20 protein-coding genes are annotated in these 26232 nt (G+C 47.2%); 19 read left to right on the top strand and 1 reads right to left on the bottom strand.

Annotated features, from left to right (window positions below; all coding sequences use genetic code 11):
• Window positions 1-32 precede the first annotated feature (32 nt).
• The 16 genes from hemW to deoC all read left to right on the top strand — a co-directional run bounded on the left by hemW (window position 33) and on the right by deoC (window position 15705).
• Window positions 33-1217, top strand: coding sequence for a radical SAM family heme chaperone HemW (hemW, locus tag BVG16_RS10910; RefSeq protein ID WP_078498631.1), 1185 nt, complete (start codon window positions 33-35; stop codon window positions 1215-1217).
• Window positions 1218-1321: 104 nt separating this feature from the next.
• On the top strand, window positions 1322-1789 hold the full coding sequence (locus BVG16_RS10915; RefSeq protein WP_078498632.1) for an N-acetyltransferase: 468 nt from the start codon (window positions 1322-1324) through the stop codon (window positions 1787-1789).
• A gap of 306 nt (window positions 1790-2095) precedes the next feature.
• The gene (gene hrcA, locus BVG16_RS10920; protein WP_078498641.1) at window positions 2096-3121 is read left to right on the top strand and encodes a heat-inducible transcriptional repressor HrcA; all 1026 of its coding nucleotides are present in this window, start codon (window positions 2096-2098) and stop codon (window positions 3119-3121) included.
• A 22-nt stretch (window positions 3122-3143) separates the two neighbouring features.
• Window positions 3144-4658, top strand: a complete 1515-nt coding sequence (locus tag BVG16_RS10925; protein WP_078498643.1) for a TCP-1/cpn60 chaperonin family protein — start codon at window positions 3144-3146, stop codon at window positions 4656-4658.
• Window positions 4659-4687: 29 nt separating this feature from the next.
• Entirely contained in the window at window positions 4688-5284 is a 597-nt protein-coding gene (gene grpE / locus BVG16_RS10930) for a nucleotide exchange factor GrpE (protein ID WP_078498645.1), read from the top strand.
• A 75-nt stretch (window positions 5285-5359) separates the two neighbouring features.
• Complete coding sequence (gene dnaK / locus BVG16_RS10935) at window positions 5360-7204, top strand: molecular chaperone DnaK (protein WP_078498646.1); 1845 nt, start codon at window positions 5360-5362, stop codon at window positions 7202-7204.
• Window positions 7205-7339: 135 nt separating this feature from the next.
• On the top strand, window positions 7340-8458 hold the full coding sequence (gene dnaJ / locus BVG16_RS10940) for a molecular chaperone DnaJ (RefSeq protein WP_078498648.1): 1119 nt from the start codon (window positions 7340-7342) through the stop codon (window positions 8456-8458).
• A 143-nt stretch (window positions 8459-8601) separates the two neighbouring features.
• The gene (locus BVG16_RS10945) at window positions 8602-8751 is read left to right on the top strand and encodes a YfhD family protein (protein ID WP_408635325.1); all 150 of its coding nucleotides are present in this window, start codon (window positions 8602-8604) and stop codon (window positions 8749-8751) included.
• Between the two features lie 14 nt (window positions 8752-8765).
• A complete protein-coding gene (locus tag BVG16_RS10950) occupies window positions 8766-9119 on the top strand; it encodes a hypothetical protein (protein ID WP_078498651.1) in 354 nt (117 codons plus the stop codon).
• 213 nt (window positions 9120-9332) lie between these two features.
• Complete coding sequence (gene def, locus BVG16_RS10955) at window positions 9333-9842, top strand: peptide deformylase (protein ID WP_078498652.1); 510 nt, start codon at window positions 9333-9335, stop codon at window positions 9840-9842.
• Between the two features lie 75 nt (window positions 9843-9917).
• A complete protein-coding gene (prmA, locus tag BVG16_RS10960) occupies window positions 9918-10895 on the top strand; it encodes a 50S ribosomal protein L11 methyltransferase (RefSeq protein WP_078498653.1) in 978 nt (325 codons plus the stop codon).
• A 7-nt stretch (window positions 10896-10902) separates the two neighbouring features.
• Window positions 10903-11589 carry a site-2 protease family protein gene (locus BVG16_RS10965; RefSeq protein WP_078498655.1) on the top strand — a complete coding sequence of 229 codons (687 nt, stop codon included), beginning with the start codon at window positions 10903-10905 and terminating at the stop codon, window positions 11587-11589.
• A gap of 97 nt (window positions 11590-11686) precedes the next feature.
• The gene (locus tag BVG16_RS10970; RefSeq protein ID WP_078498656.1) at window positions 11687-12451 is read left to right on the top strand and encodes an RsmE family RNA methyltransferase; all 765 of its coding nucleotides are present in this window, start codon (window positions 11687-11689) and stop codon (window positions 12449-12451) included.
• Between the two features lie 3 nt (window positions 12452-12454).
• Window positions 12455-13792 carry a tRNA (N(6)-L-threonylcarbamoyladenosine(37)-C(2))-methylthiotransferase MtaB gene (gene mtaB, locus BVG16_RS10975; protein ID WP_078498658.1) on the top strand — a complete coding sequence of 446 codons (1338 nt, stop codon included), beginning with the start codon at window positions 12455-12457 and terminating at the stop codon, window positions 13790-13792.
• Window positions 13793-14590: 798 nt separating this feature from the next.
• Window positions 14591-15025 carry an NUDIX hydrolase gene (locus BVG16_RS10980; RefSeq protein WP_078498660.1) on the top strand — a complete coding sequence of 145 codons (435 nt, stop codon included), beginning with the start codon at window positions 14591-14593 and terminating at the stop codon, window positions 15023-15025.
• The gene (gene deoC, locus BVG16_RS10985) at window positions 15022-15705 is read left to right on the top strand and encodes a deoxyribose-phosphate aldolase (RefSeq protein ID WP_078498662.1); all 684 of its coding nucleotides are present in this window, start codon (window positions 15022-15024) and stop codon (window positions 15703-15705) included. The genes BVG16_RS10980 and deoC overlap by 4 nt, the downstream gene beginning before the upstream one ends.
• 125 nt (window positions 15706-15830) lie before the next feature.
• Here deoC and BVG16_RS10990 read toward each other — a convergent pair whose 3' ends face one another.
• On the bottom strand, window positions 15831-16805 hold the full coding sequence (locus tag BVG16_RS10990) for a Na/Pi cotransporter family protein (protein ID WP_078498663.1): 975 nt from the start codon (window positions 16803-16805) through the stop codon (window positions 15831-15833).
• A 95-nt stretch (window positions 16806-16900) separates the two neighbouring features.
• On the opposite strand from BVG16_RS10990, the gene BVG16_RS10995 reads away from it, so the two are divergent.
• From BVG16_RS10995 to addA, 3 genes are all read left to right on the top strand, one after another.
• Complete coding sequence (locus BVG16_RS10995; RefSeq protein ID WP_078498665.1) at window positions 16901-18265, top strand: class I SAM-dependent rRNA methyltransferase; 1365 nt, start codon at window positions 16901-16903, stop codon at window positions 18263-18265.
• A 171-nt stretch (window positions 18266-18436) separates the two neighbouring features.
• A complete protein-coding gene (gene addB / locus BVG16_RS11000; protein WP_078498667.1) occupies window positions 18437-21979 on the top strand; it encodes a helicase-exonuclease AddAB subunit AddB in 3543 nt (1180 codons plus the stop codon).
• A complete protein-coding gene (gene addA, locus BVG16_RS11005; protein WP_078498669.1) occupies window positions 21972-26183 on the top strand; it encodes a helicase-exonuclease AddAB subunit AddA in 4212 nt (1403 codons plus the stop codon). The genes addB and addA overlap by 8 nt, the downstream gene beginning before the upstream one ends.
• The last annotated feature ends 49 nt before the right edge of the window (window positions 26184-26232 follow it).

A 26232-nucleotide genomic window follows, 5' to 3' on the forward strand; every position in this document is an offset into this window, starting at 1 on the left:
GAAGCCATATGTGAAAGTTAGGTGAATGCAAGATGGAACAAATACAATCGATCGGAAGCATGCAGCATGTTGCAGCTCCTAAAGCGCTATATATTCATATCCCTTTTTGTACGAATAAATGTTTCTACTGCGATTTCAATTCCTATGTGTTAAAAGGTCAGCCTGTGATGGAATATCTGGAGGCCATGGAACGTGAGATGGCACAGACAACGGCGTTACAACCACCGGAAGTGATTGAGACGATTTTCGTGGGTGGAGGAACACCGACAGTGCTCACGCCTGAGCAAATGGATTATTTTCTGAAGTCCGTACACAAGGCGTTTCCACGGATGCATCCGAATCTGGAATTCTCTATGGAAGCCAATCCGGGAACGACGGATTTAGAGAAGCTCAAAGTGATGCGTGCCGGTGGCGTGAATCGAATTAGCTTCGGTGTCCAATCCTTCAATAACCAACTGTTAGGTGAAATCGGGCGTATTCATAATACGGATGACGTCTATCGCAGTATTGAAAATGCTCGCACGGCGGGCTTTGATAACATGTCCATCGATTTAATGTTCGGATTGCCGAATCAAACGCTTGAGATGTTAGATGACAGCATTACAAAAGCGCTTGAGCTGAATCTCCCTCATTACTCCATCTATAGTCTGAAGGTCGAGGAGAATACATTATTTCATGCGATGTTCCAGAAGAACCAGCTCCCGTTACCGGATGAAGACATTGAGCTCGAGATGTATCTGTTGCTCATGAAACGGATGAAGGAAGCGGGTTATGAGCAGTATGAGATCAGTAACTTCGCGAAACCAGGCATGGCGAGTCGACATAACATGAAATATTGGCTCAATGAAAGCTATTATGGGATTGGTGCAGGTGCACATGGATATGTGAACCGTGAGCGTCATGTGAATATTAAAGGCGTTCAAGCGTATAATGATGCGAGTAAACTCGGATTCCCTCGTCTAGAGCAATATGAGATCAGCGCAGCTGAAGCGATGGAAGATTTCATGATGGTAGGGTTGCGGATGCTTCAAGGGGTGTCGCGGGAAGGTTTCCGTGAACAGTTCAATGCAGATTTGGATCATATTTATGCACCTCAGCTTGAGAAATTGCGTAACAAAGGGTTAATTGAAGCGACCGATATCGGTTATAAACTAAGTGAACAAGGCATATTATTCGGAAATGACGTCTTCGCGGAATTCATCGAATCCCATGATTAATGTGATCTAAAGCATGGAAATTTCTCTCTTGCGTAATTATACCTTGTGTTGTATATTTATTCTTGTTTACAAATACAACCAGGATTTCGTAAGGGGGAAGAGCGATGCCTGCGGTAGCGGTGTGTAGAAAAGCGACGATGGAAGATTTGGATACCTTAGTGGAATTAATCAGAGGATATGCGGAAAAGGGAATTATGCTGCCGCGCTCGCGGGAATTGCTGGAGAGACAGCTGGAATGGTTCATTGTTGCAGAAATCGATCATGAAGTGGTAGGATGCGGTTCATTGACCCGCTTAGGTCAAGACTTGGTCGAAATTCGATCATTAGGCATCTCCGATGGACATAAGGGACAAGGAATCGGCTCAAAGATCGTCGATTTTCTCATAGAGGAAGCAAGGCAACTAGAAATTCCGAAAGTCATGGCATTAACCTATGAAGTATCTTTTTTCCAAAAAAACGGCTTTGATGTCGTTGAAAAAGAGATTTTCCCAGAGAAGGTATGGAAAGATTGCGTACACTGTAAGAAACAGCATGCATGTGACGAGATTGCAGTACTTAAGATGTTGAACTGACTAGCAAAAGACTACGATAATAAGCCCGCGAACATGGCTGTATCGTAGTTTTTTTTCATATCAATTCATTCGTGCGTGAAGATGTCTTGAATATCGTCCCAAAATAGCTTTTCTAGAGGAAAAGCACGTAAAGGCTGCATACATTGTATGAAGCGACATTCATGTGACGAAATAGGCGCGTTTAAGACGATGAACTGACTTGACAATTATCTTGTCAGTTTGGTATTTTTGTATTAACGCTTAGCACTCATTAAAGAGGAGTGCTAACGAGAGTCGGGCATATCGATTAAAAGGGAGGGCTTTTGCATGTTAACGGAGCGTCAGCGGATGATATTGAATGCCATAGTAGATGATTATATTCGTTCTGCCGAGCCAGTAGGTTCCCGAAGCATTTCGAAGCGGGGGGAAGTATCTTACAGCCCTGCGACGATTCGCAACGAGATGTCTGATTTGGAGGAACTCGGATTCCTGGAACAGCCGCATACGTCTGCCGGGCGGATTCCTTCGCATAAAGGGTATCGTTATTATGTTGACCATCTAGTTCAGTTTGGTACATTATTACCAACCGAGTTAGAGATGATGAAATCTTTCTTTGCGGAGAAGCTAAATGCAACCGAACAGGTGATACAGCATGCCGCAACGATCTTAGCGAATATGACGAATTACACGTCCATCGTGCTTGGACCTGAAATGTTCAGTACGTCACTGAGACATTTTCAATTGCTCCCGCTGACAGACACGACGGCAGTAGCCATCGTGGTCACGAATACAGGGCATGTGGAGAACAAGACGGTTACCTTGCCGGCAGGAATTTCGTCTTCCGATTTGGAGCAAATGGTGAACCTGTTGAATCATAAATTGGTCGGCGTGCCGTTATATAAATTAAAATCACAGCTGTTCAGTGAAGTCGGCGACGAAATGAGCAGACATGTGTCGCAATATGAAGAGCTTATTGGTATCGTTGAGAATGTTCTTAAGAGTGATGAAGAGAACCGCGTGTTCTTAAGCGGTGCAACCAACATGTTAACTCAGCCTGAATTTAAAGATGTCGATAAAGTGAAGACCATACTGGATCTGCTCGATGAGACGCCTACCTTATTGAAGATGATCTCATCCGCTCAGAACGGGATTCAAGTACGAATAGGTACAGAGAACAACCATCAAGCGATTAATAACTGCAGTTTAATTACAGCGACATATACGATGGATGGAGAAGCGATGGGGACGATTGGAATTCTCGGACCTACGCGAATGGAGTACGGCAAAGTCATTGGACTCTTAGATTTCTTATCCAAAAATATGACCGCCGTGCTGCAACATTGGAACAAATAGCGTGTGAGAGGATCTGTGTAGCATGACGCAAGGGAACTCTAATTTGCATGAAGGGGATGAGCGTCATGCGACGCTCATCAATAACGCGAATGCGATTCGTGCGATCTGCTCGTCTGTCGAAGGCACGCTCGGACCAAAAGGGCTGGATGCGATGCTCGTCGGACCGCAAGGAGAAGTAATCATTACGAACGATGGCGTGACCATTCTTGAGAAAATGGATGTTTCGCATCCCGCAGCCAAGTTGTTGATTCAAGTTGCTCGTTCTCAACAACGTGAAGTTGGCGATGGAACTACAACGGCAACCGTTCTTGCAGGGGCTTTGGTTCAGGAAGGGGTAGCCCAAGTCATGCGTGGTGTTCCAGCTTCCAAGGTCGTTGCTGGTATGCAGCATGGGATTCAATGGACCAAGGAGGCGCTGCAACAACGCGCCGTGCAGATTCAAGGAATTGCGGATCCCCTGTTACACCAGGTAGCCCGTATTGCAGGGCGAGAGCAACAAGATATTGTAGAACTCGTCATGGAGGCGGCAGACCGCGTAGGGACCTCTAAGTTGCTCGAGGAGAACTACAGTCTAGCAGAAGCTGTCTTTGCGCATGAGAAGGCGCAGAGCGAAGTTTGGTTGGGTCTTATGCTTCGGCAACAGCCGATCCACCGACACGGAGCCGTAGAACGACGTGAAGCTCGAATTTTAGTGATGCAGGATGCATTAGAACCTGAGCAATTAGATGAAGAGCTATTAACGACAGAAGCTGGTTTTCAGCAGTATATGGAGTTGCGATCCCGTTTTATGGAGCAGTTAGAGCGGTTATCTCGCCTTCAAGTTGGACTTATTGTTTTAGAAAGAGGTATTCACCCGGATGCTGAACAGTTCTGCGCAGACCATCACATGATGGTGGTTCAGCGTGTGAGTCGAGAGGAAATTCGACGCATTTGTCAATGTACCGGTGCAATCCCGGTGAAACGTGCTGCGCTACATAAGCATGATGATCAATTGCTAGGTATGCTCGGTTATTCTGAGCTCGTTCATTATGATGAACGGCTTGAAAGGGTTCGGATTGCAGGGAGTAACGCGGTGACAATCATCGTCGGCGCTAGCACGGCTGAAGTTGTAGGGGAACGTGCCCGCATTGCTGCGGATGCTGCTTCGGCGGTTCAGTCGGCCATACGAAGCGGTATTTTACCTGGTGGAGGAACAACCGAGCTTGCGGTCTCTTATGAGTTAGAGCGATATCGGGAATCCTTAAAAGGGATGGAATCATTCGGCGTGGCGGCTGTTGCAGCAGCCCTTCGAAAGCCCATGTCTCAAATTGTACTCAATGCGGGATTTAATCCGCTGGAGAAAGTGGAGCAAGCCCGTTCGGCACAATTGCAATATGCAACAGATGCGGTGGGCGTGGATTGCGACACGGGTGGAATGATTGATTATACAGCGCAGGGCATTATTGACCCCGCGTATGTTAAAATACATGCAATTCATGCAGCGGGTGAGGTTGCGGCAGCTATATTACGCATCCATACCATTATTAAAATGCGATAATCGTACTACGTTAAGGAGGTGAATGTATCGTGAAAAAGAGAGAGAATACGACGGAGGAGAGGGACGAGCACATGACAGATCATCATGAACAAGACACGACGTCATCACATACAGCAACTGAAGCAGAAGTAGAAGTAGAACAAGAAACTGTAGACACAACGGAACTATCTGAGACAGAATTGGAAATTCAGCGTCTGAACGCTTTGGCTGAAGAGAACAATAATCGTTACTTAAGAACACAAGCGGACTTCGATAATTTCCGTCGTCGGACGTCAAAGGAAAGAGATGAGCTTGCAAAATATGCATCTTTGAAGTTGGTTGAACAGCTTGTTCCCGTTCTGGACAACTTCGAACGTGCCATTCTAGCAACAACGGACAATCAAGAATTCGAATCCTTCTCGAAGGGTGTCAATATGATCTTCCGTCAATTGTCGCAAGTATTAGAACAAGAAGGCTTGCAACAAATGAACAGCGTGGGTCAACCATTTAATCCGGAATACCATCAAGCCATTATGCAAGTTGAATCTGATGAGCATGAAGAAGGTGTTGTGGTGGAAGAAGTTCAGAAGGGTTATTTGTTAAAAGACAAAGTAATTCGCCCAGCCATGGTTAAAGTGAGTATGTAACATCCGCTGTTGCAGCGGCTTTCTATATAACCCAAATAAACGAATGTTCGTATGAATTAGAGGAGGATAATTACAATGAGTAAAGTAATTGGTATTGACTTAGGTACAACAAACTCTTGTGTAGCAGTAATGGAGGGCGGCGAGGCCGTCGTAATCCCGAATCCAGAAGGAAACCGCACAACGCCATCTGTTGTCGGTTTTAAGAAAGACGGAGAGCGTATCGTTGGGGAAACAGCAAAACGCCAAGCGATCACGAATCCAGACCGTACAATTAGCTCAATTAAACGTCATATGGGTACGAACCATAAAGAATCTATTGACGGAAAAGACTACACACCACAAGAAATTTCTGCAATTATCTTGCAAAAATTGAAAGCTGACGCAGAAGCTTACTTGGGTCAACCGGTAACACAAGCTGTTATCACAGTTCCTGCTTACTTCAATGATAGCCAACGTCAAGCTACAAAAGATGCGGGTAAAATTGCAGGTCTTGAAGTATTGCGTATCGTGAACGAACCAACAGCAGCAGCCCTAGCATATGGTATGGAAAAAGCAGAAGATCATACGATTCTTGTATTTGACCTTGGTGGCGGTACATTTGACGTATCGATCCTTGAACTAGGCGATGGCTTCTTCGAAGTTAAAGCAACAAGTGGAGATAACAGCCTTGGTGGAGATGATTTCGACCAAGTGGTTATTGACTATTTAGCGGCTGAGTTCAAAAAAGAACATGGTATTGACTTGACTAAAGATAAAGCAGCGGTTCAACGTCTGAAAGATGCAGCAGAAAAAGCGAAAAAAGAATTGTCAGGTGTATTGACAACAACAATTTCATTGCCGTTCATCACGGTTGTTGACGGGGTTCCTCAGCATTTAGAATTGAGTTTAACACGTGCGAAATTTGAAGAGTTGTCTGCGAACCTTGTTGAGCGTACGTTAGGCCCAACTCGTCAAGCTTTGAGCGATGCTGGATTAAGTGCAAGCGAAATTAACCGCGTTGTTCTTGTAGGTGGATCCACTCGTATCCCTGCGGTACAAGAAGCCATCAAACGTTTAATCGGTAAAGATCCGCACAAAGGCGTTAACCCAGACGAAGTGGTTGCCTTAGGTGCAGCGGTTCAAGCGGGTGTATTAACAGGGGATGTAAAAGACGTTGTATTGCTTGACGTAACACCATTGTCCCTAGGTATTGAAACAGCAGGCGGCGTATTCACGAAGATGATCGACCGCAATACAACAATTCCTACGAGCAAATCGCAAGTGTTCTCCACGTACGCAGATAGTCAACCAAGTGTTGAGATCCATGTATTGCAAGGAGAGCGCCAAATGGCAGCGGGTAACAAAACATTAGGCCGCTTTACACTAGGCGATATTCCATTGGCACCGCGTGGTGTTCCACAAATCGAAGTTACATTTGATATCGATGCGAATGGTATTGTTAACGTATCTGCTACAGATAAAGGTACGAATAAAAGCCAAAAAATCACAATCACTTCCTCCAGCGGTCTAAGCGATGACGAAGTTGAACGTATGATGAAGGATGCAGAATTGCATGCTGAAGAAGACCGTAATCGTAAAGATTTGGTGGAAGCGAAAAACAACGCGGATCAATTGGTATACCAAGTTGACAAAACAATCAAAGATCTTGGCGACAAAGTAGATCAAGCCGAAATCGATAAAGCAAATGCAGCGAAAGAAAAAGTGACAGCTGCCCTTGCGACAGATAATCTTGAGGAAATCAAATCCACGACGGAAGCGTTGACTGAAATCGTACAACAACTTTCTGTGAAGTTGTATGAGCAAGCAGCTCAAGCACAGCAAGCAGCTGAAGGTGCTGACCAAGAAGGTCAAGCAGCAGGCGGTAAAGATAATGTGGTTGACGCGGATTACGAAGTGGTTGACGACAACGAGAAGAAGTAATGCAGGACGTTAAGCGGGTTAACCGCTTTTAGTTTCACAAGGTGAAACGACAGGTCAAAGCGAGGGTTTCCTTCGCTTTGACTTTCGTTTTGTTCATGAACCATGTACAATGTAAAAAGCAATGGGGGTGGAAAAGTGGCGAACAAGCGGGATTTTTATGAGGTTCTCGGTGTAGATAAGGGAGCGTCGGATGAAGAAGTCAAGAAAGCTTACCGTAAGCTTGCTCGACAATATCACCCTGACGTGAACAAAGCAGCAGATGCTGAAGATAAATTTAAAGAAGTAAAAGAAGCTTATGAGACGCTAAGCGATGACCAAAAGCGTGCCACTTATGATCAGTACGGTCATGTCGATCCAAACCAAGGGTTTGGCGGTGGCGGCGCTGATTTCAGCGGCGGTTTTGGTGATATCTTCGATATGTTCTTTGGCGGTGGCGGCGGTCGCCGTGACCCGAATGCACCACAACGCGGGAATGATCTGCAATATTCGATGACGATTGAGTTCAAGGAAGCGGTGTTCGGAAAAGAAACGGACATCACGATTCCGCGTACAGAGAATTGCGATACTTGTCACGGATCAGGTGCGAAACCGGGCACGAAGCCGGATACTTGCTCCACATGTCACGGTACAGGGCAACAAGAGGTAGTTCAAAATACGCCTTTCGGCCGTATGGTGAATCGTCGTGCTTGTCAAACATGTGGCGGTAAAGGACAAATTATCCGTGAACGTTGTACGACATGTAACGGTCAGGGTAAAGTGAAGAAACAACGTAAAATTCATGTCAAAATTCCTGCGGGTGTCGATGATGGCGCACAATTGCGCATGTCCGGTGAAGGGGAAGGCGGCTTACGCGGCGGTCCTGCTGGGGATTTGTACATTGTCATTCGTGTGAAATCGCACGAGTTCTTTGAACGTGAAGGAGACGATATTTATTGCGAGATTCCGCTGACATTTGCGCAAGCGGCGCTTGGTGATGAGATCGAAATTCCGACATTGACGGAGAAAGTAAAACTGAAGATTCCTGCGGGAACGCAGACAGGAACCTATTTCCGCTTGAAAGGCAAAGGGGTTCCGCGTCTTCGCGGTATTGGTCAAGGGGATCAACATGTCAAGGTGACTCTTGTTACGCCGACCAAGGTGACAGAAGAGCAGCGTGAATTGCTCCGTCAGTTTGCAGGCTTAAGCGGGGAACAAACGCATGAACAGCAGAAATCGTTCTTCGATCGGATGAAAAAAGCGTTCCGCGGAGATTGATTTCAAACTTGTAACCACAGAAAGTCTGATTAGCCTTATGCGCTGATCAGGCTTTTTTTATTAGAATTCGGTTCCTTTGATTATAGTTCCTGTCAAAAAGAGCATCCTATAGAAGACATGAACGAAAAAGGAGCATGATGAGCGTGGCAAGAAATAAGGATGAACAGGCAAAACATCAATTGCCTATTTCAAAAAACGAAGATGTTGAATTTGCACTGGAAGCAGCAGACGAAGATGACCTAGAAGCTCTCGAGCGTGCCAAGGCAGCAGACGCACGTCAAGAGAATGAGTAATGGAGGGGTTCTAGGTGACGATACAAGTAAAAGCTGTATTTCAAAGCGCTGCTGATGCTGAGGCCGCTCAAAATAAGCTTCGTTCGCTTCGTGTGGAACAAGTCACGGTTGAACAGATCGGTGGCACGACAGATACGTACCAAGGCTTCCTCAATTACAATGGCGACCCAGCTTGGTATAGTCTAGGAAATCTGAGCTCGATGTCGATGTTATCCTATTCGACGTCTGCGATGGCAGGATTATATGCAGCAGGAGCGAATGCATTTTCTGAAGCAGCACGCAGCTTTGTTCTGACGGCAACGATGCCGGATGATACCTATGGACAGGCTAAACATGCCATTGAATTATCGGGTGGATCGATACAGTAATCTTCTGTGCAATTCGAAGCATTCCTTTGTTTTTTAGAGGGAATGCTTTTTTACATCTATAGAATTTATAGTTTCCGGGTCCCCGCAAAGTACCTGAATCCGCTTCTAAGCCAAGTCCTCACTTTGTGGGGTTATTTTATTCTTGTCAGAATTATTTTGCATATAGTATATTTGGGGATGCGAATAGATCAGAATTTTGGGAGGAAAACCGTAATGAGCGTAAGAGAAATCGTGCCTTTTGGCGAACCTGTATTGAGAAAAGTGGCGAAACCCGTCACAGAAATAAATGCAAAAATCATCAATTTATTGAATGATATGAAGGATACATTGGATGACGCGTATGGCGCAGGTCTTGCTGCACCGCAAGTGGGCATTCTCCGTCGGGTCATTGTTATGCAAATTGAAGATGTCTATTACGAGTTAATTAATCCCGAGATCATTGAGAAATCCGGTGAACAAATCGGGTATGAAGGCTGCTTGTCACTGCCTGGGTATATAGGGATCGTAAAGCGGTACAATGATGTGAAAATCACGACATTGACGCGTGAAGGGAAGACGATTGAGCTTGTGGCGGAAGGGTATTTAGCCCGTTGTATCCAACATGAGATGGATCACTTGAATGGCGTGCTGTACATCGACCATGTACAAGATACGTATTTGATTCATGAAGAAAATAAGAAGAAGATGTCATTGATTGAGGCTATGAAATTAGCAGATGTGTGATCGTGATTTTTTGTGAAAAGTGTCATGGTATAGTACAATAAACGGTAATGATGATTTGTGGGAGGATTTTAACTAATGTTATGGCACGAGTTAACGATAAATACAACGGAAGAAGCACAGGAAATGATCTCCAATTTCTTGCATGAAATGGGTGCGGATGGTGTATCCATTGAAGAATCGGGTTCTTTGAACCGCAAGCGGGATACGTCCTTAGGTCAATTGTATGATTTTCCGCTGAATGATATCCCAGAAGGGGAAGCGGTCATTAAAGGATACTTTGCTGATGTTGCGAATCCGGGAGATCTGATTGCGGAAGTTAAGCCTCGTATTGAAGAATTAAAGACGTTTGATATCGATCCAGGTTCTTATACGATGGAGACGAAGATCGTCAATGAGGAGGACTGGGCTACGGCATGGAAACAGTATTTCAAGCCCATCCGTATCACGAATACGTTAACCATTAAGCCAACATGGGAAGAATACACACCAGCACCGGAAGAGAAAATCATTGAGTTGGATCCAGGGATGGCATTCGGGACAGGAGCCCATCCGACAACATCGTTGTGTCTTCGTACGCTCGAGAAGGTCATTCAAGGCGGCGAAGAGGTCATTGACGTAGGCACAGGTTCGGGTATTCTCGCCATTGGTGCCATGAAATTAGGCGCCAAGCATGTTCTTGCGCTCGATTTGGATCCCGTCGCAGTAACGTGCGCACAAGAAAACATACAATTGAATGGGTTAGAGCAGGATATCACCGTGCATCTTAGCGATTTGCTTCAAGTGATCAATCGGAATGCTGAAGGTGACGACATGGCCAAGCTTGGGATAACATTGCCTGTGAAAGTCGTTGTAGCCAATATTCTTGCCGAGGTTATTATGTTGTTCGTCGATGACGTATATAACGCATTAGAGGATGGCGGAACCTACATCGCCTCTGGTATATATAAGAATAAAGAAGAAGCTGTCGAGCAGGCGTTGGTTGCAGCCAACTTCACGATTGTTGAGAAGAACCGTGAAGATGATTGGATCGCGTTTGTGGCGAGAAAGTCGTAGGTGACGAATGGATTTTTTGAATAACTTTTTGGTCGTGCCTGTTGAATATCTCCCATTTATGCTGCTTGTTTTGCTGGTAGCATTTACGGTTCATGAATTCTCACATGCGTACTTCGCCAACTTATTCGGTGACCCGACGGCAAAGCTTTTAGGTCGGGTCACGTTAAATCCGAGCCGTCATTTGGATGTCTTGGGCACATTGCTGTTCTTGATTGCAGGGTTTGGTTGGGCTCGCCCGGTCCCTGTGAATCGGGATAACTTTAAGAAACCGCGTCTCATGGGGATTATCGTATCTGCAGCAGGACCGATTAGTAATCTCGTGGTTGCGTTTATCGGTGTGTTTATTCATATTCTGCTGTACAAATTTAATGTTCAAGCTTCGTTCTCCAATGAGCGTATTGGTGAAGCCATCGATATCTTCTTTAATTATCTCGTGCATTTTAATATTTTGCTCTTTATTTTCAACTTGATTCCACTGCCCCCGTTGGATGGTTATCGGATTGTTGAGGACCTTGCTCCGCGTTCGCTGCGTTCGAAGTTACAAGAGTTCGAGAAGTGGTCTATTTTCATCTTCTTGCTGATTGTATTTCTTCCACCCGTTCGTCAAGTTACGATTCAACCGCTCTTTAGCCTCATTCGGCCTATACAAACAAGCTTCTATAATGCGTGTGCCCAAATTCTTGGATTATCGTAAGAAGAGTGGAAAATACTTAATCATATAGATTTTACGGGTTAAAAGAGGTATGATGTAATTTGTTGATTTTTGAAATAATGATTAGGAACGATGATGAATGCAAAGATATTTTATCCCGTCAGACCAATTTGGCGAACATACCGTTATGATTACGGGCGATGACGCCCATCATATTAGTAAAGTTATGCGTGCGCGCGTCGGTGAGAAATTAATTGTTAGCGACGGTGCGGACAAAGAAGCGTTAGTGGAGATTGTTGATCTGGCGCCTAACGGCGTCGAAGCTTCAATTGTAGAGATGAGAGCATTAACGCAAGAGGCTTGGATGCAGGTGACTGTTGCCCAGAGCTTGCCAAAAGGCGATAAGATGGAGACCGTCATTCAGAAATGTACTGAGATCGGTGCCATTCGGTTTATCCCCTATATTTCTGAGCGAACGATCGTTCAATATGATGCGAAGAAAGAAGCCAAACGGGTGGAACGTTGGGGCAAGATTGCGAAGGAAGCGGCAGAGCAGGCTCATCGCAATCGCGTTCCTGAAGTAGAGTCGACCAGCACGTGGAAGCAATTGCTTGCACGGTTTGGATCGTATGACCTCATTCTTTTTTGTTATGAAAAAGAAGAGGGACTTCAGCTTCGCAGCGCTGTTCAACCGTTCGTAGCATCTTACGAAGCAAGTCAACCCCCGCAGGTGCTTCTGCTCGTAGGTCCAGAAGGCGGCTTCACCGTCTCGGAAATGGAAGCAGCCGAAGCAGCGGGTGCGCAATCGGTGGGGTTAGGCAAACGTATCTTACGCACGGAGACCGCCGCAATGGTGGGGCTTACGTGCCTTTTCTATGAATCTGGAGAGATGGGAGGCGTGTAGAGAATGCCATCAGTAGCATTTTACACCCTGGGCTGTAAAGTTAACTTCTATGATACCGAAGCGATTTGGCAGTTGTTCAAGAATGAAGGCTATGAACAAGTGGATTTTGAGACCCAAACCGCGGACGTCTACTTAATTAATACGTGTACCGTTACGAATACGGGCGATAAGAAGAGCCGTCAAATTATTCGCCGTGCCGTACGTCGTAATCCGGATGCCATTATTGCGGTAACCGGGTGTTATGCACAGACATCTCCTGCGGAGATTCTGGATATCGAAGGCGTGGATCTTGTCATCGGAACACAAGATCGCGATAAAATTATGCCTTACGTGCAGCAGCTTCAACATGAACGCCAGCCAATCAATGCCGTTCGCAATATTATGAAAACACGTGAATTCGAAGAGTTGGATGTGCCGGATTTCGCAGATCATACGCGTGCTTACTTGAAAATCCAAGAAGGATGCAATAACTTCTGTACCTTCTGTATTATTCCGTGGTCTCGCGGACTATCACGCAGCCGTGATCCGGAGAGCGTTGTCGAGCAAGCGAAGCAGCTTGTTGCAGCTGGTTACAAGGAAATCGTGTTGACAGGGATTCATACCGGTGGATACGGGGATGATCTAGAGAACTATCGTCTAGCGAACTTACTGTGGGATCTGGATAAAGTGGAAGGTCTTGAGCGGATTCGCATCAGCTCGATCGAAGCGAGTCAGATTACGGAAGAAGTGCTCGAAGTTCTTGGGAAGTCTTCGAAAATGTGCCGCCACCTGCATATTCCGCTTCAAGCAGGCGACAACGAAGTATTGAAACGGATGCGTCGTAAATACACGGTAGAAGAATTTGCCGCTAAAATTGAACGTATTCAAGAAGCGATGCCAGACGTTGCGATTACGACAGATGTGATCGTTGGATTCCCGGGTGAAACGGATGAACATTTCCGCAACGGCTTTGAATTTATGGAGAAAATTAAATTTTCTGAAATGCATGTCTTCCCGTATTCCAAGCGTACAGGTACGCCTGCCGCTCGTATGGAAGATCAAGTGGATGACGAGATTAAGCATGCTCGCGTGCATGAGTTGATTGAGTTGTCCGAGAAAATGCAATTGGCTTATGCCGAGAAATTCGTGGGTCAAGTGGTGGATGTCATTCCTGAGCGGGATTCCAAAGGTACAGCGGGTCCTGGCAAAGTCAAAGGATTCTCGGATAACTATTTGCAGGTGATCTTCGATGGGGATGACTCCTTGACAGGTAAATTGTGCCGTGTGCAAATTACAGAACCGGGTGTCAACGAATGCAAAGGGGCACTCGTGCGCGTCATCGAGGAACGCCAGGTGGTTTAACCCCCCGGACCCCCCTTATTTCTCCACCCCTAAATCCCCTCCGGAGGAGGGGACCCCAAGGGCTACCGCCCTCTGGACACCCGAAATGGGTCGTGGGATCGAGGTTGGTAGATTTTAGTTTCATATGTGCAAGGATCGCTTTCGTTTAGCCGAGATTCCCACTGGGAACCTCGGCTAAACACGCTTTATGGCTTTAATCACCACCCCTAAATCCCCTCCGGAGGAGGGGACCCCAAGGGCTACCGCCCTCTGGACACCCGAAATGGGTCGTGGGATCAAGGTTGGCGGATTTTAGTTTCATATTTGCAAGGAACGCTTTCGTTTAGCCGAGATTCCTGCTGGGAACCTCGGCTAAACACGCTTTATGGCGTTCGTACCTATTTCCGTGTAAAATAACTTGTAAGTAGATACGTGGATGTAAAGCGCGTCCGCACTGTTTGCCTATTTGGGCAAATGGGTTTGGACGGTAGCGATTGATTGAACACAGTAAATAGATATAGGGAAAGCTGGAGCCTCTTCCATTTTGGGAGTCTAGAGGAGATAGTCAAGGTCAGTAAGGTTAAAGCATGTAAGTAGATACGTGGATGTAAAGCGCGTCCTCACCGTTTGCCTATTTTGGCAAATGGGTATGGACAGTAGCGATTGATTGAACAAATGAAATAGATAAAGTGAAAGTTGATCCCTCGCTCATTTTGGGAGTCCAGAGGGAAGCCCTCTGGGGTCCCCTTCCTCCGGAAGGGGATTTAGGGGATGGCGAAAGTTTATTTTAGAGAAAAGAAACTCGAAAGGATGATTTAAATGCGCGAGATTAGTGCAGGCGGTGTCGTATACCGTCAAGGTGAACAAGGCCTCGAAATCCAATTAATCAAAGATCGTTTTGGGAAAGTATCGCTGGCAAAAGGGAAAATGGAGCCGGGCGAGACGATCGAAGAGACGGCATTACGTGAAATTCAAGAAGAGACGGGTTTGATTGGACGCATCATACAACCGATTGACCAAATTTCGTATACATACAAACATCCTGTTCATGGAGAGACGGAGAAGATTGTCCATTATTATGTTGTTGAAGCGCTAGAAGGCGATTTGCAAGCACAAGTGGAGGAAATCAACGGGGTGTTTTGGTTTAAGCCGCAAGAGGCTTGGGCACAACAAAAACAACACGGATATGATAACAATGACCGCATTTTGCGAAGCGCATTGGAAATATTAAAAGCTGAGGTGGATTTTGCATGACGAATACAGCGCAATTAGCCCAATATATCGATCATACGTTATTGAAGCCAGATGCGAATGAAGCGGATATCGTGAAACTGTGTGAAGAAGCGAAGAAGTATGAATTTTTCAGCGTGTGCGTCAATGGTGTTTGGGTAGCCAAATGTAAAGAATTACTGCAAGGCTCGAATGTGAAGATTGCGGCTGTCGTAGGTTTTCCATTAGGCGCAAGTTCGAGCGTAGTCAAAGCTTTTGAAGCAGCGAAAGCTGTGGAAGATGGCGCTTCCGAGATCGATATGGTCTTGCAAATTGGACTCTTGAAGGATGGTAAGCTCGATGAGGTTCAGCAAGATATTGCACAAGTCGTTCGCATGGTACAGGGGAAGGCGATCGTAAAGGTTATTTTTGAGACAGGCATGCTTACAGATGATGAGAAAATTTCGGCATGCCGGCTGTCTGAACAAGCAGGAGCCCATTTCGTCAAAACATCGACAGGCTTTGGCAAAGGCGGTGCAACCGTTGAGGATATTCGATTGATGCGAGCTCATGTATCCCCGCATATCGGTGTAAAGGCATCTGGGGCTGTTCGGGATCAAGAGACCGCGCTAAGGATGATTGAGGCGGGCGCCACACGAATTGGTGCTAGCGCAGGCATTCAGATTGTATCGGGTACAGCACCAAGCACGAATGGCAATTATTAAAGGAATCAAGGGGCTGGCGATGAGTCGTCGGTCCCGTTTTGTGTATACATTCGGAATGTTCGGTTCTTGTCTTGCATTGTGCCCTTGAATTCGTTACGATAGCGAAGGCTATATTCTCGATTCAACTAGGTGATTGTACGCATTCGGTTCCACACAGGCAAATAGCAGAACGGTAATGCCAGAAGTGAGCTAGCTATATTGAAGATCGTCTGTGCGTGAGCAATTTGTGCAGATGGATCGGGTGTCATCCAACCGGCGATCGTATGGAGCTGAGCGAGTAAGGGGTAAAATAGAATCGCTCCCCCAACATTCAACACGATATGGGTCCAAGCTACATAACTCCCTGAACGACTTCCTCCAAGGGAAGCAATCAGTGCCGTTACACATGTCCCGACATTGGAACCAATGACGATCGCAATACCAAGCTCTACAGGAATGGCTCCCATTGCGGCCAAGCCCATGGTGAGTCCGATCATAGCTGCGCTGCTATGGATGATGGCTGTGATGCAGGCACCTGCTGCAAGTCCCCATAACATGCTCTGTGCGGATTGTTCGAGGAACCAATTGAATAACCCACGTTCTTGTAATGCGGGAGCGATGGATTTCATCTCTTCAATGCCGAATAATATTAATGCAAATCCAAATACCGCTAAAGAGAGAAATTGTGCGGGTCTTAACCAATCCATGATTCCATGGAGGACATGAGGACGATATTCAGCGAGTAGGACCGTCAGGGCCCAGATACTCACGGAACCGGCCATTAAAGGCAGTGCATATTGATTAATATTCAATCCGATTAATTCCGTGGTGAGGCAAGTACCGATGTTGCTGCCCAGAATAATGCCCAAGGAGCGGGCGAAGGGAAGCAGTCCAGCGTTTACAAGTCCCATCGTAATGACGGTCACCGCTGTGCTGCTCTGTAGCAGTGCCGTAATTCCGGTACTGAATAATAAGCCGCGAAGAGGCGTTTTGGTAGATACGGCAATGGCTCGAGTTAAATAAGGACCCGCCCAGAGGTTTAAGGCTAATTCCATAAGCTTCATACCGAAGAGAAACAGGGAAAGTCCATACAGCAGTGGAAATACGATCGATCCGAACATAAATAGCTCCTTTGCAAAAAGACGTATTACATAGGTATGAAAAAAACAGGACGACCATGACAAGCATCTTTGTCATTAGAGAGGAGAACTGGAGAATGGCAGCAGTTATTTTGCAACGCAATCGGAAGAAAAGATTAGAACAAGGCCATCCTTGGATATTTAATAATGAAATTGAGCGTGTAGACGGAGAGCCGAACCCTGGTGAACTTGTCCAAATATTAAATGATAAAGGGAAGTTTCTTGCGGTAGGGTATTATAATCCAGCTTCGCAAATCACGGTACGTGTCGTTTCATATAAACCGATGGACGCCATCGATGATACCTTTTTTGTAGAACGGTTTCAGCAGTGTCTAGCCCATCGCGAACGTTTCTTAGACGATGCTCATGCGTATCGTTTGGTGTATGGGGAAGCCGATTTTTTACCCGGATTAATTGTGGATCGGTTCGCCGATGTGCTAGTCGTACAAATCTTAACGCTGGGTATGGATGTTCATCGTGAGAAGATCGTGTCCGCGTTGGTAGAGGTCATGAAGCCGCAAGGAATTTACGAACGAAGCGATGTGCCTATTCGCGAGCTTGAGGGCTTAGAACAGACGACAGGGCTGCTCTACGGAGAATGTCCACGGCATGTAATGGTCAAAGAAAACGATCTGCTCATTGAAGTGGATATTGTGGAAGGCCAGAAAACGGGGTATTTCTTTGATCAACGGGAAAATCGTGCATCCATCGAACCCTTGATGAAGGGTTGGGGCCGACGCAGCGGCATTTCGCTGCAAAATATTGAGGTTGAAGGTGCGGTCGAGCGCAAGCCTGTCAATGCAAATGGGAAAGTCGTTACATTCCCTTATTGGGACGGCGCAACGGTGCTCGAATGCTTCTCCCACACGGGAAGCTTTACGCTGAATGCGTGTAAATACGGTGCCAAAAAAGTCACATGTTTAGATATTTCTGAGCATGCGATCGAAAGCGCCAAGAAGAACGTCGAGTTGAATGGTTTCTCGGAGCGGGTTGAATTCGTCGTTGCAGATGCCTTTGATTATTTGAGAACCCAAGTTAAGGGTGCGGAAGAACGGGTTGTCCGCGGACAACTAGACGCCAAAGTCGATACGTCGGTCAAAATGAATGCACAGGCAGGTCGTACCTGGGACGTGGTGATTCTCGATCCTCCAGCTTTCGCAAAGACCAAAAGTGCAGTTGCTGGCGCCTGCCGCGGATACAAAGACATTAACTTGCATGGCATGAAGCTCGTGAATGAAGGTGGATATTTAGTGACAGCAAGCTGCTCGTTCCATATGCGTCCGGATCTGTTTTTGGAGACCATCCAAGATGCGGCCAAAGATGCCGGCAAAATTCTGCGTCTTGTCGAATGGCGTGCTGCTGGGAAGGATCATCCGCAAATTCTTGGCGTACAGGAAGGACACTACCTTAAATTTGCCGTGTTCGAAGTGCGCAGTAAATAAATCGTACGTCGATATTCTATGAAGGAAACAAGTAATGGCTGAGAAAGCATGTGCCGTTGCTTGTTTTTTTTTGTTCACTTTCGACATCTTCTTCCACAACGCAACAAGCGGTGTATTTATGGTAAAATAGATTTAATAGTAGAACGGATGTTTGTAATAAGGAGGAACGTAATGTCGATTCAATTTATTATCGGTCGATCGGGCAGCGGAAAGACGTACTCGATTCTGAACCAAGTCAGGGATAAGCTGCGTCAACAACCAGAGGGTCCCCCATTAATCATCATCGTGCCGGAACAAGGGACATTTCAAGTCGAGCATGCGATCGTGAGTTCCCCGGATGTACAGGGCATGATTCGCGGGCAGGTGCTCAGCTTTCGCCGGCTAGCCTTTCGGATTATGCAAGAACGCGGGGGAACTGCGTTGCTTCCTATCGATGATGATGGCAAGAAGATGCTTCTCTATAAGATTATTCACCGCCAACAGGAAGCTTTGAAGCTCTTCGGCAAATCTGCCGATCAGCTGGGCTTTGTCGATAAATTAAATGAACTGTATAACGAGTTCAAACGTTATTGCTTAGATGTCACGCAGCTAGACCAACATCTCCAATTTGCATCACAACATATGAGCGGACAGTCGCTTATGCAAGATAAATTACATGATATAACATCCATTTATCGAGAGTTCGAGGATACGCTAGCGAATCACTATGTGGATTCGGAGCATTATTTGGAGCTGCTCGCATCAGGGATTCCTGACTCGACCTACATTCGGGATGCGGAAATATGGATTGATGGGTTTCATGGGTTCACGCCACAGGAATATCAGGTGCTAGAACAATTAATCCAACATGCGAAGAAGGTAACCGTGACATGTTGTGTGGATAAGACCTACGATGACGGGCTTCCGCCTCATGAATTAGAGTTATTCCATCCGACAGCAACGACCTATATGCAGGTTCGTGCACTTGCTGAACAGTGCAATGTAGCTGTGGAGGCATCCGTCGTATTGGATAGCACCCCATTACCGCGTTTTCAGAAGAGTCCGATGTTGTCGCATCTCGAGCGTGGTTATGATCGTCGCAAACCGATGAAGCTGGCAGATAAATCGATCTTAAACCCGGAAGACCCTGCTTGCGGCGTTTCGCTCTATGGCGCAGTAAATCGGCGAGCCGAGGTGGAAGGCGTTGTGCGGGAAATGCTTCGGTTAGCCCGAGAGAAACAGGTGCGCTGGCGTGAAATGGCCATTATGGTACGTAATACGGCAGACTATGAAGAATTGATTACGACGGTATTCCGAGATCACGGGATTCCATATTTCTTGGATCAGAAAAGAAACGTACTTCATCATCCCTTGGTCGAATTTATTCGATCCTCCCTTGAGATCGTCCAGAATCATTGGCGGTATGATGCGGTATTCCGGTGTATCAAGACGGATTTCCTATTATCTGAAGACGGTCGCATTGGGCGCCATGAGATGGATATGCTCGAGAATTATGTGCTGGCAACCGGCATTCAAGGTTCTCGCTGGACCGACGGCAAGCCGTGGCGAAAAATGCATTCTATCTCTTTGGATCCGAGCGAAGCTCCAGCCGAAGAAGCAGAGCAGGAATTACGAACGGATGACGTGTTAGAACAGTGCCGATTGCAAATTGTGCAGCCGCTACATGCCTTTGAAAAAGCACTTCGCCATGCCACGAACGTCCGCGGAATGTGCGAGGCGGTCTACAGCTTGCTCGTGCGAATTCAAGCGGCAGATCGTTTGGATCGAATGAGTCACCGGGAGACCGTTGCTGGACAGCCCGTTCGGGCCAAGGAACATCGTCAACTCTGGGGCAATGTGATCGATTTATTGGATCAAATCGTGGAGATGATGGGCGACGAAGAGCTCTCTGTTGAGTTATTCACGGGCGTTGTTGAGACAGGGTTAGAGAGTATAAAGCTCGCCCTCGTGCCTGCCGCGTTGGATCAAGTGCTGATTGGGAGCATGGATCGTACACGTTCAGGCCACATCCGATATTGCTTCATGATGGGTGTCAATGACGGGGTCATTCCTGCTCGCGCGATTGAGGATGGTGTGCTCACGGAACAAGAACGGGAACGCCTCGCAGAGATTGGGCTGCAATTAGCTCCTGGCATTCGACGTAAATTATTAGATGAACGATTTATTATATACAATGCCTTAACGACGCCTAGTGAGCACTTATGGGTCAGCTACCCGCTTGCTGATGAAGAAGGCAAGACCATGCTACCATCGGAATTAATGCGGCATCTTCGTACGATTTTCCCGGGGATCCAAGAACGCTTATTATCTGGAGAACCGCATCCGCTGCAGACGCCTGAAGAGCAGTTGAGCTATATTGCGCATCCGGAGCGCACGTTATCGTATTTGATCGTACAGCTTCGGCAATGGCGCCGAGGTCTGGATATTGCGGATTTCTGGTGGCAAGTATTTGATTGGTTCGCGAATCAACCGGCTTGGCAGCCGAAGCTGCAAATGTTATTGCAATCCCTTTTCTATAAAAATGATGCAGCCTCCCTCGAGGCGCAGACGAGCCGAAAACTGTATGGTACGCACCTCAAGTCGAGCGTGTCGCGGATGGAGAAGTATGTGTCGTGCCCGTTTGCCCACTTTGCCTCGCATGGATTGCGGCTCAAAGAACGGCAGCTTTTCCGGTTAGAAGCGCCGGATATCGGTCAATTATTCCATGCGGCATTAAGCCAAATGGCGATGCAATTTAAGGCAGAGGACAGGCATTGGAGCGATTTGACGCCAGAGGAATGCCGGTTTGAAGCGGAAAAAATCGTGGAGACGCTAACGCCTCGTTTGCAAGGAGAAATATTGCTTAGCTCCAAACGGTTTGGCTATATTGCACGCAAGCTGAAAGATATCGTCGGGCGGGCAGCCGCGATCCTTGGGGAACATGCAAGAAGGGGATCCTTCGAACCAATCGGATTAGAATTGGATTTTGGACCAGACAAGCCTTTGCCTTCGCTGCAATTTACCTTAGATAACGGCTGCACGATGGAAATCGTCGGTCGTATTGACCGTGTGGATAAAGCCGACGGCGATAAAGGTGTTATGCTCCGAGTGATTGATTATAAATCAAGCCAGACGGACTTAAAGCTGCACGAAGTATATTATGGCTTGTCCTTACAGATGTTGACGTATCTCGACGTTTTGCTAACCAATGCGGAAGTCTGGTTAGGCGAAAAGGCGTTTCCGGCAGGGACCCTGTATTTTCACGTACACAATCCGCTGCTGCAAGCTTCGAACGGGTTAACGCGGGATCAGGCAGAAGACCAAATGCTCAAACGTTTCAAGATGAAAGGCTTGCTGCTCGCGGATCGGGAGGTCGTATCCTTAATGGATGCGCCGCTGGAGAAAGGGTACTCTCAAGTGCTGCCTGTTGCCGTAAAGGCAGATGGAGGATTCTACAGCAATGCTTCGGTTGCGACGATGGAACAGTGGGATACATTGCGTTCGGCAGTAAGATCGACGATCCGGCACATTGGGACGGATATTACGAACGGTGAAGTGGCCATCGAACCCTATAAAATCGCACAAAGTACGGCATGTGACCATTGCTCTTATAAACCCGTATGTCAATTTGACGAATTAGTCGAAGGCAATCACTTTAAGAAATTATCGAAGCCAAAGAAAGACGATGTATGGCACTTACTAGAAGAGAAAGGAGGCGTGATGGATCATGAGTAACGTTCAGAAGCCGGTCGACAGTCAATGGACAGATGATCAGTGGAGTGCCATTGTCAAAGGCAGTGAAAATATTCTTGTCGCAGCGGCCGCCGGCTCCGGTAAAACAGCCGTGCTCGTCGAACGAATTATCCGCAAAATCGCATCCGAAGCGGAACCGCTGAATGTGGACCAGTTGCTGGTCGCGACCTTTACAAAGGCTGCAGCGGCGGAAATGCGCGAGCGGATCCGCGAAGCGTTAGAGAAGGAATTGGACAAGAATCCGGAGTCTGAGCATTTACGCAGACAGCTTGCCCTGATGAATCGTGCTTCGATCACGACGCTCCATTCTTTTTGTCTTGAAGTGATTCAGCGATATTTTCAACTGATTCCGTTAGATCCGGCATTCCGAATTGCCAATGAAACCGAGGCGGATTTCATACGACAGGAAGTGCTGGAAGATTTATTCGAAGATCGTTATGCAAACGACCCGGAGGGCAGTGATTTCCGCAAGCTTGTCGATTGGTTCAGCGGAGAGCGCAGTGACGAGGCAATGGTACGTCTTGTTCAATCATTGTATGACTTCTCACGCAGCCATCCTTGGCCGAAGGAATGGATGTACACCATGGCGAGTACATTTGATGTCGCGGATGTGGAGCAGCTAGGCCGAAGCGCATGGGCACAAAGCATTGTAGCTGACGTACGGTTAACATTAAGCGGCGTGGTTGGCGTGCTGAAGCAGGCATTAACGCTGTTAGAACAGCCTGGTGGGCCCGAACCGTACCGAGATACCCTGATGGAAGATATGAGTATGGTGTTAGCCCTGCGGGAAGCAGCGGAAGATGCGCCTTGGGAGACGTTGTATGAACATTTTACCCAGATTGAATTCGGTAAATTAAAGGCTTGCCGCGGAGACCAGTATAACAAAGAGCTTCAAGAGCAAGTGAAGGCACTTAGAGATCAGGTGAAAAAAATACTCTCCGGCATGCAGGATGAGCTCTTTCGCCGGCCACCAGAGCTATTCTTGGGCGAAATGCAGGCATTGGCGCCATTGATGTGTACGTTAGCCGACTTTGTGGTGACTTTCGGTGAGAAATATGAGCAAGAGAAACGTGCGAAGGGTTTGGTGGATTTCTCGGATTTGGAACATTATTGCTTGCAAATCCTGCGGCATCCGGCGTCAACGATCGATGAGACGTACCCGTCAAATGCGGCCTTGGAGTATCAGTCGCAATTCGCTGAAGTGCTGTTGGATGAATATCAGGATACGAACATGGTGCAAGAAGCCATCGTTACTTTAATATCACGGCCTGGAGCAGGGAATCGCTTCATGGTGGGTGACGTGAAACAAAGTATCTATCGATTCCGTCTTGCAGAGCCGGGATTGTTCTTGAATAAATATAAAGCTTATCCTTCTGAAAGTTCTGGACAAGGGTTACGCATTGATTTGGCTCGTAACTTCCGAAGCCGGCAGGAGATTGTCGATGCCGTAAATACGATTTTCCGCCAGATTATGAATGCATCCGTCGCAGAAATCGATTATGACGAACGTGCAGAACTGGTCTGCGGGGCTAAATACCCTGTTGGCGAGGAGGCGATGGGTCAAACCTATCCTGCGGAATTGTGGTTGATCGAACGCGGCGGTGCTTCGGGCGCGGAAGGGGTAGAAGCGATTGATGATTCCGATACAGATGACACGAACACGGTTGAAGGGGAAGGTGCTGGTTCACGCAGACCTGAGCAGATCGATGCCGAAGAACTCATGACGGCACAGCTCGAGGCGCGGATGATCGCTACGCAAATTCGGCAATTGATGGGCGAGTATGGGACACCTTTTCAGGTCTATGATAAACATCTGAAGGGCATGCGATCGATTACGTACCGAGATATTGTCATCTTATTGCGTTCAACATCGCAGTGGGCGCCGCTGATGATTGAGCAATTGCGGTTAGAAGGCATTCCTGCGTATGCAGAACTGAATACGGGATATTTCGAGGCGACCGAAGTTGAAGTGATGACTTCGCTCCTCAAGGTGATTGACAATCCCGTGCAGGATATTCCGCTTGCCGGCGTATTACGGTCTCCGATGGTGCAGCTGTCCGCGGAAGAACTTGCGCAAATTCGATTGAACGGTAAAGGTCTCACCTACTATGATGCTATGGTGAAATTGACCGAACAAGCGACGCAAGGAAATGGGATAAAGGCTGGGCAGGTTTCGGTCAGCATGACCTTAGTCGGGAAGCTGCAGCGGTTCATGGAACAGCTCGCACACTGGCGCGATGAAGCGCGACAGGGACCGTTATCCGAGCTGATCTGGAGAATCTACCGTGAAACAGGCTATTACGATTGGGTTGGCGGTCTTCCTGGCGGCACACAGCGTCAAGCGAATTTACGGGCGCTTTATGATCGCGCTAGACAATATGAAACGACATCTCTCCGCGGTCTGTTCCGTTTCTTGCGATTTATTGAACGCATGCAGGATAACGGCGGAGATCTGGGAACAGCGCGTGCGCTTGGAGAGCAAGAAGATGTTGTCCGAATCATGACGATTCATAAAAGTAAAGGCCTGGAGTTTCCCGTGGTCTTCGTGGCGGGATTATCCAAAACATTCAATCAACAAGATTTAAGCGCCGCATTCTTGATGCATAAGCAACTTGGCTTTGGACCGCGTTATGTAGATCAAGATCTGCGTGTGGCCTATCCGACGTTACCTAGCTTGGCGATTAAGCGGCAGGTCAAGATGGAGTTATTGGCGGAAGAAATGCGTGTGCTTTATGTTGCACTCACGCGCCCCAAAGAAAAGTTATTCTTGATTGGAACCGTTAAAAATCTAGAACGACAATTACAGACTTGGGGACAAGCTTTAGATACACCTGACTTGCTATTGCCTGATTATCTACTTGCCAGAGGACGTAGTTATTTGGATTGGATCGCACCGTCCTTGATTCGTCATCGCGATGCAAGTGAGCTCCGCCGCATCGGCGGTCTGCCGAACCGATCAGGAGATTGCCTAGCGGATGATCCGTCTCAATGGTATGTATCGGTTGTTCAAGCGGATGAAATACAGCAATGGGCTGCGGTAGGCCTAGAAACCGTAGATCAAGATGATGCTTACATGGCAAAGCTGAATCTCGTCATGCAAATGGCCGAAGGACAGACGGGTTATTCTGAAGCAGCTTCAAGCCTGCCTGTTCATATACAAGAATGGGATCTACCGGTATCTGAAGATGGGGAGCCCGTTGATTCGTTTGAAGGTCAACTAGCGCTATTCCTAGATGAACCCGTAGAACAGGACGTGGAACATGATAGCATGGTGTCAGAAGTTGGGGAAGGGTCTGATCATTCCATTGAGCAGGAGAAACCTAGCGTAACATCGGTGGATGGCCCATTCAGACACACGATCGGCACGAAGCTGGAATGGTCCTATCCATATCTCGTCGCTAGCGGCATTGCCGCCAAGACGTCGGTCACGGAAATGAAACGAATGCTGCAAATGCAGGAAGAGGATCCTGCGGAAGAGCTGTATGAATATACCGAATGGCGTAGCGAACACACGGATGGTCTGGAGATCAAGGATGAGTCAGCAAGTGAAGCTGCGCTGACCTTACATTTGAGAAGACCTCGATTTATGGAGAAGAAGAAACTCACGCCGACAGAACGAGGAACGGTATACCACTTGGTTATGCAGCATGTTCCTATATCCGCGGATGAGGAAATAGATGCCGATGCTGTCCAAGCTTTATTGGAACAAATGGTTGAACGTAACCTAATTACAAATGAACAGCGTGAAGCCGTAGACGCCTCCAGTGTTGCGGCGTTCTATGGTGGTGAAGCGGGTCAACAGCTTCGATCAGCTGCTTGGATACAACGCGAGGTGCCATTTAGCTTTGGCCTTCACGTACTCGAAGCGATCCCGCACCTTCAGAAGCTGCAAGCCTCGCAAGGGGAGGACGATCGATTCCATGCAGACCTGCAATCCCTAGAGGATGAGACGGTCCTCATCCAAGGGGTTATCGACTGTATGTACGAGACATCGGACGGGAAGCTGGTACTGCTCGATTATAAGACGGATCGAATCGTAACGGAACAGGGCGGCTTGGAGGCGATCTCAGAACGTTATCGGTTCCAATTGGAGCTCTATGCCAAAGCGGTGGAGCACATTTGGAACAGACCGGTAGACGAGCTTGTATTGTATTTCTTTGACGGGTGTCATGTGGTAAAACTGTAGGAGGATAGCTTGTGGATAGCTTGCAAGCTATCCTTCGATGATAAAAAAG

Origin of the sequence: Paenibacillus selenitireducens, from assembly GCF_002021565.1 — a bacterium.
Classification (GTDB): domain Bacteria; phylum Bacillota; class Bacilli; order Paenibacillales; family Paenibacillaceae; genus Paenibacillus_K; species Paenibacillus_K selenitireducens.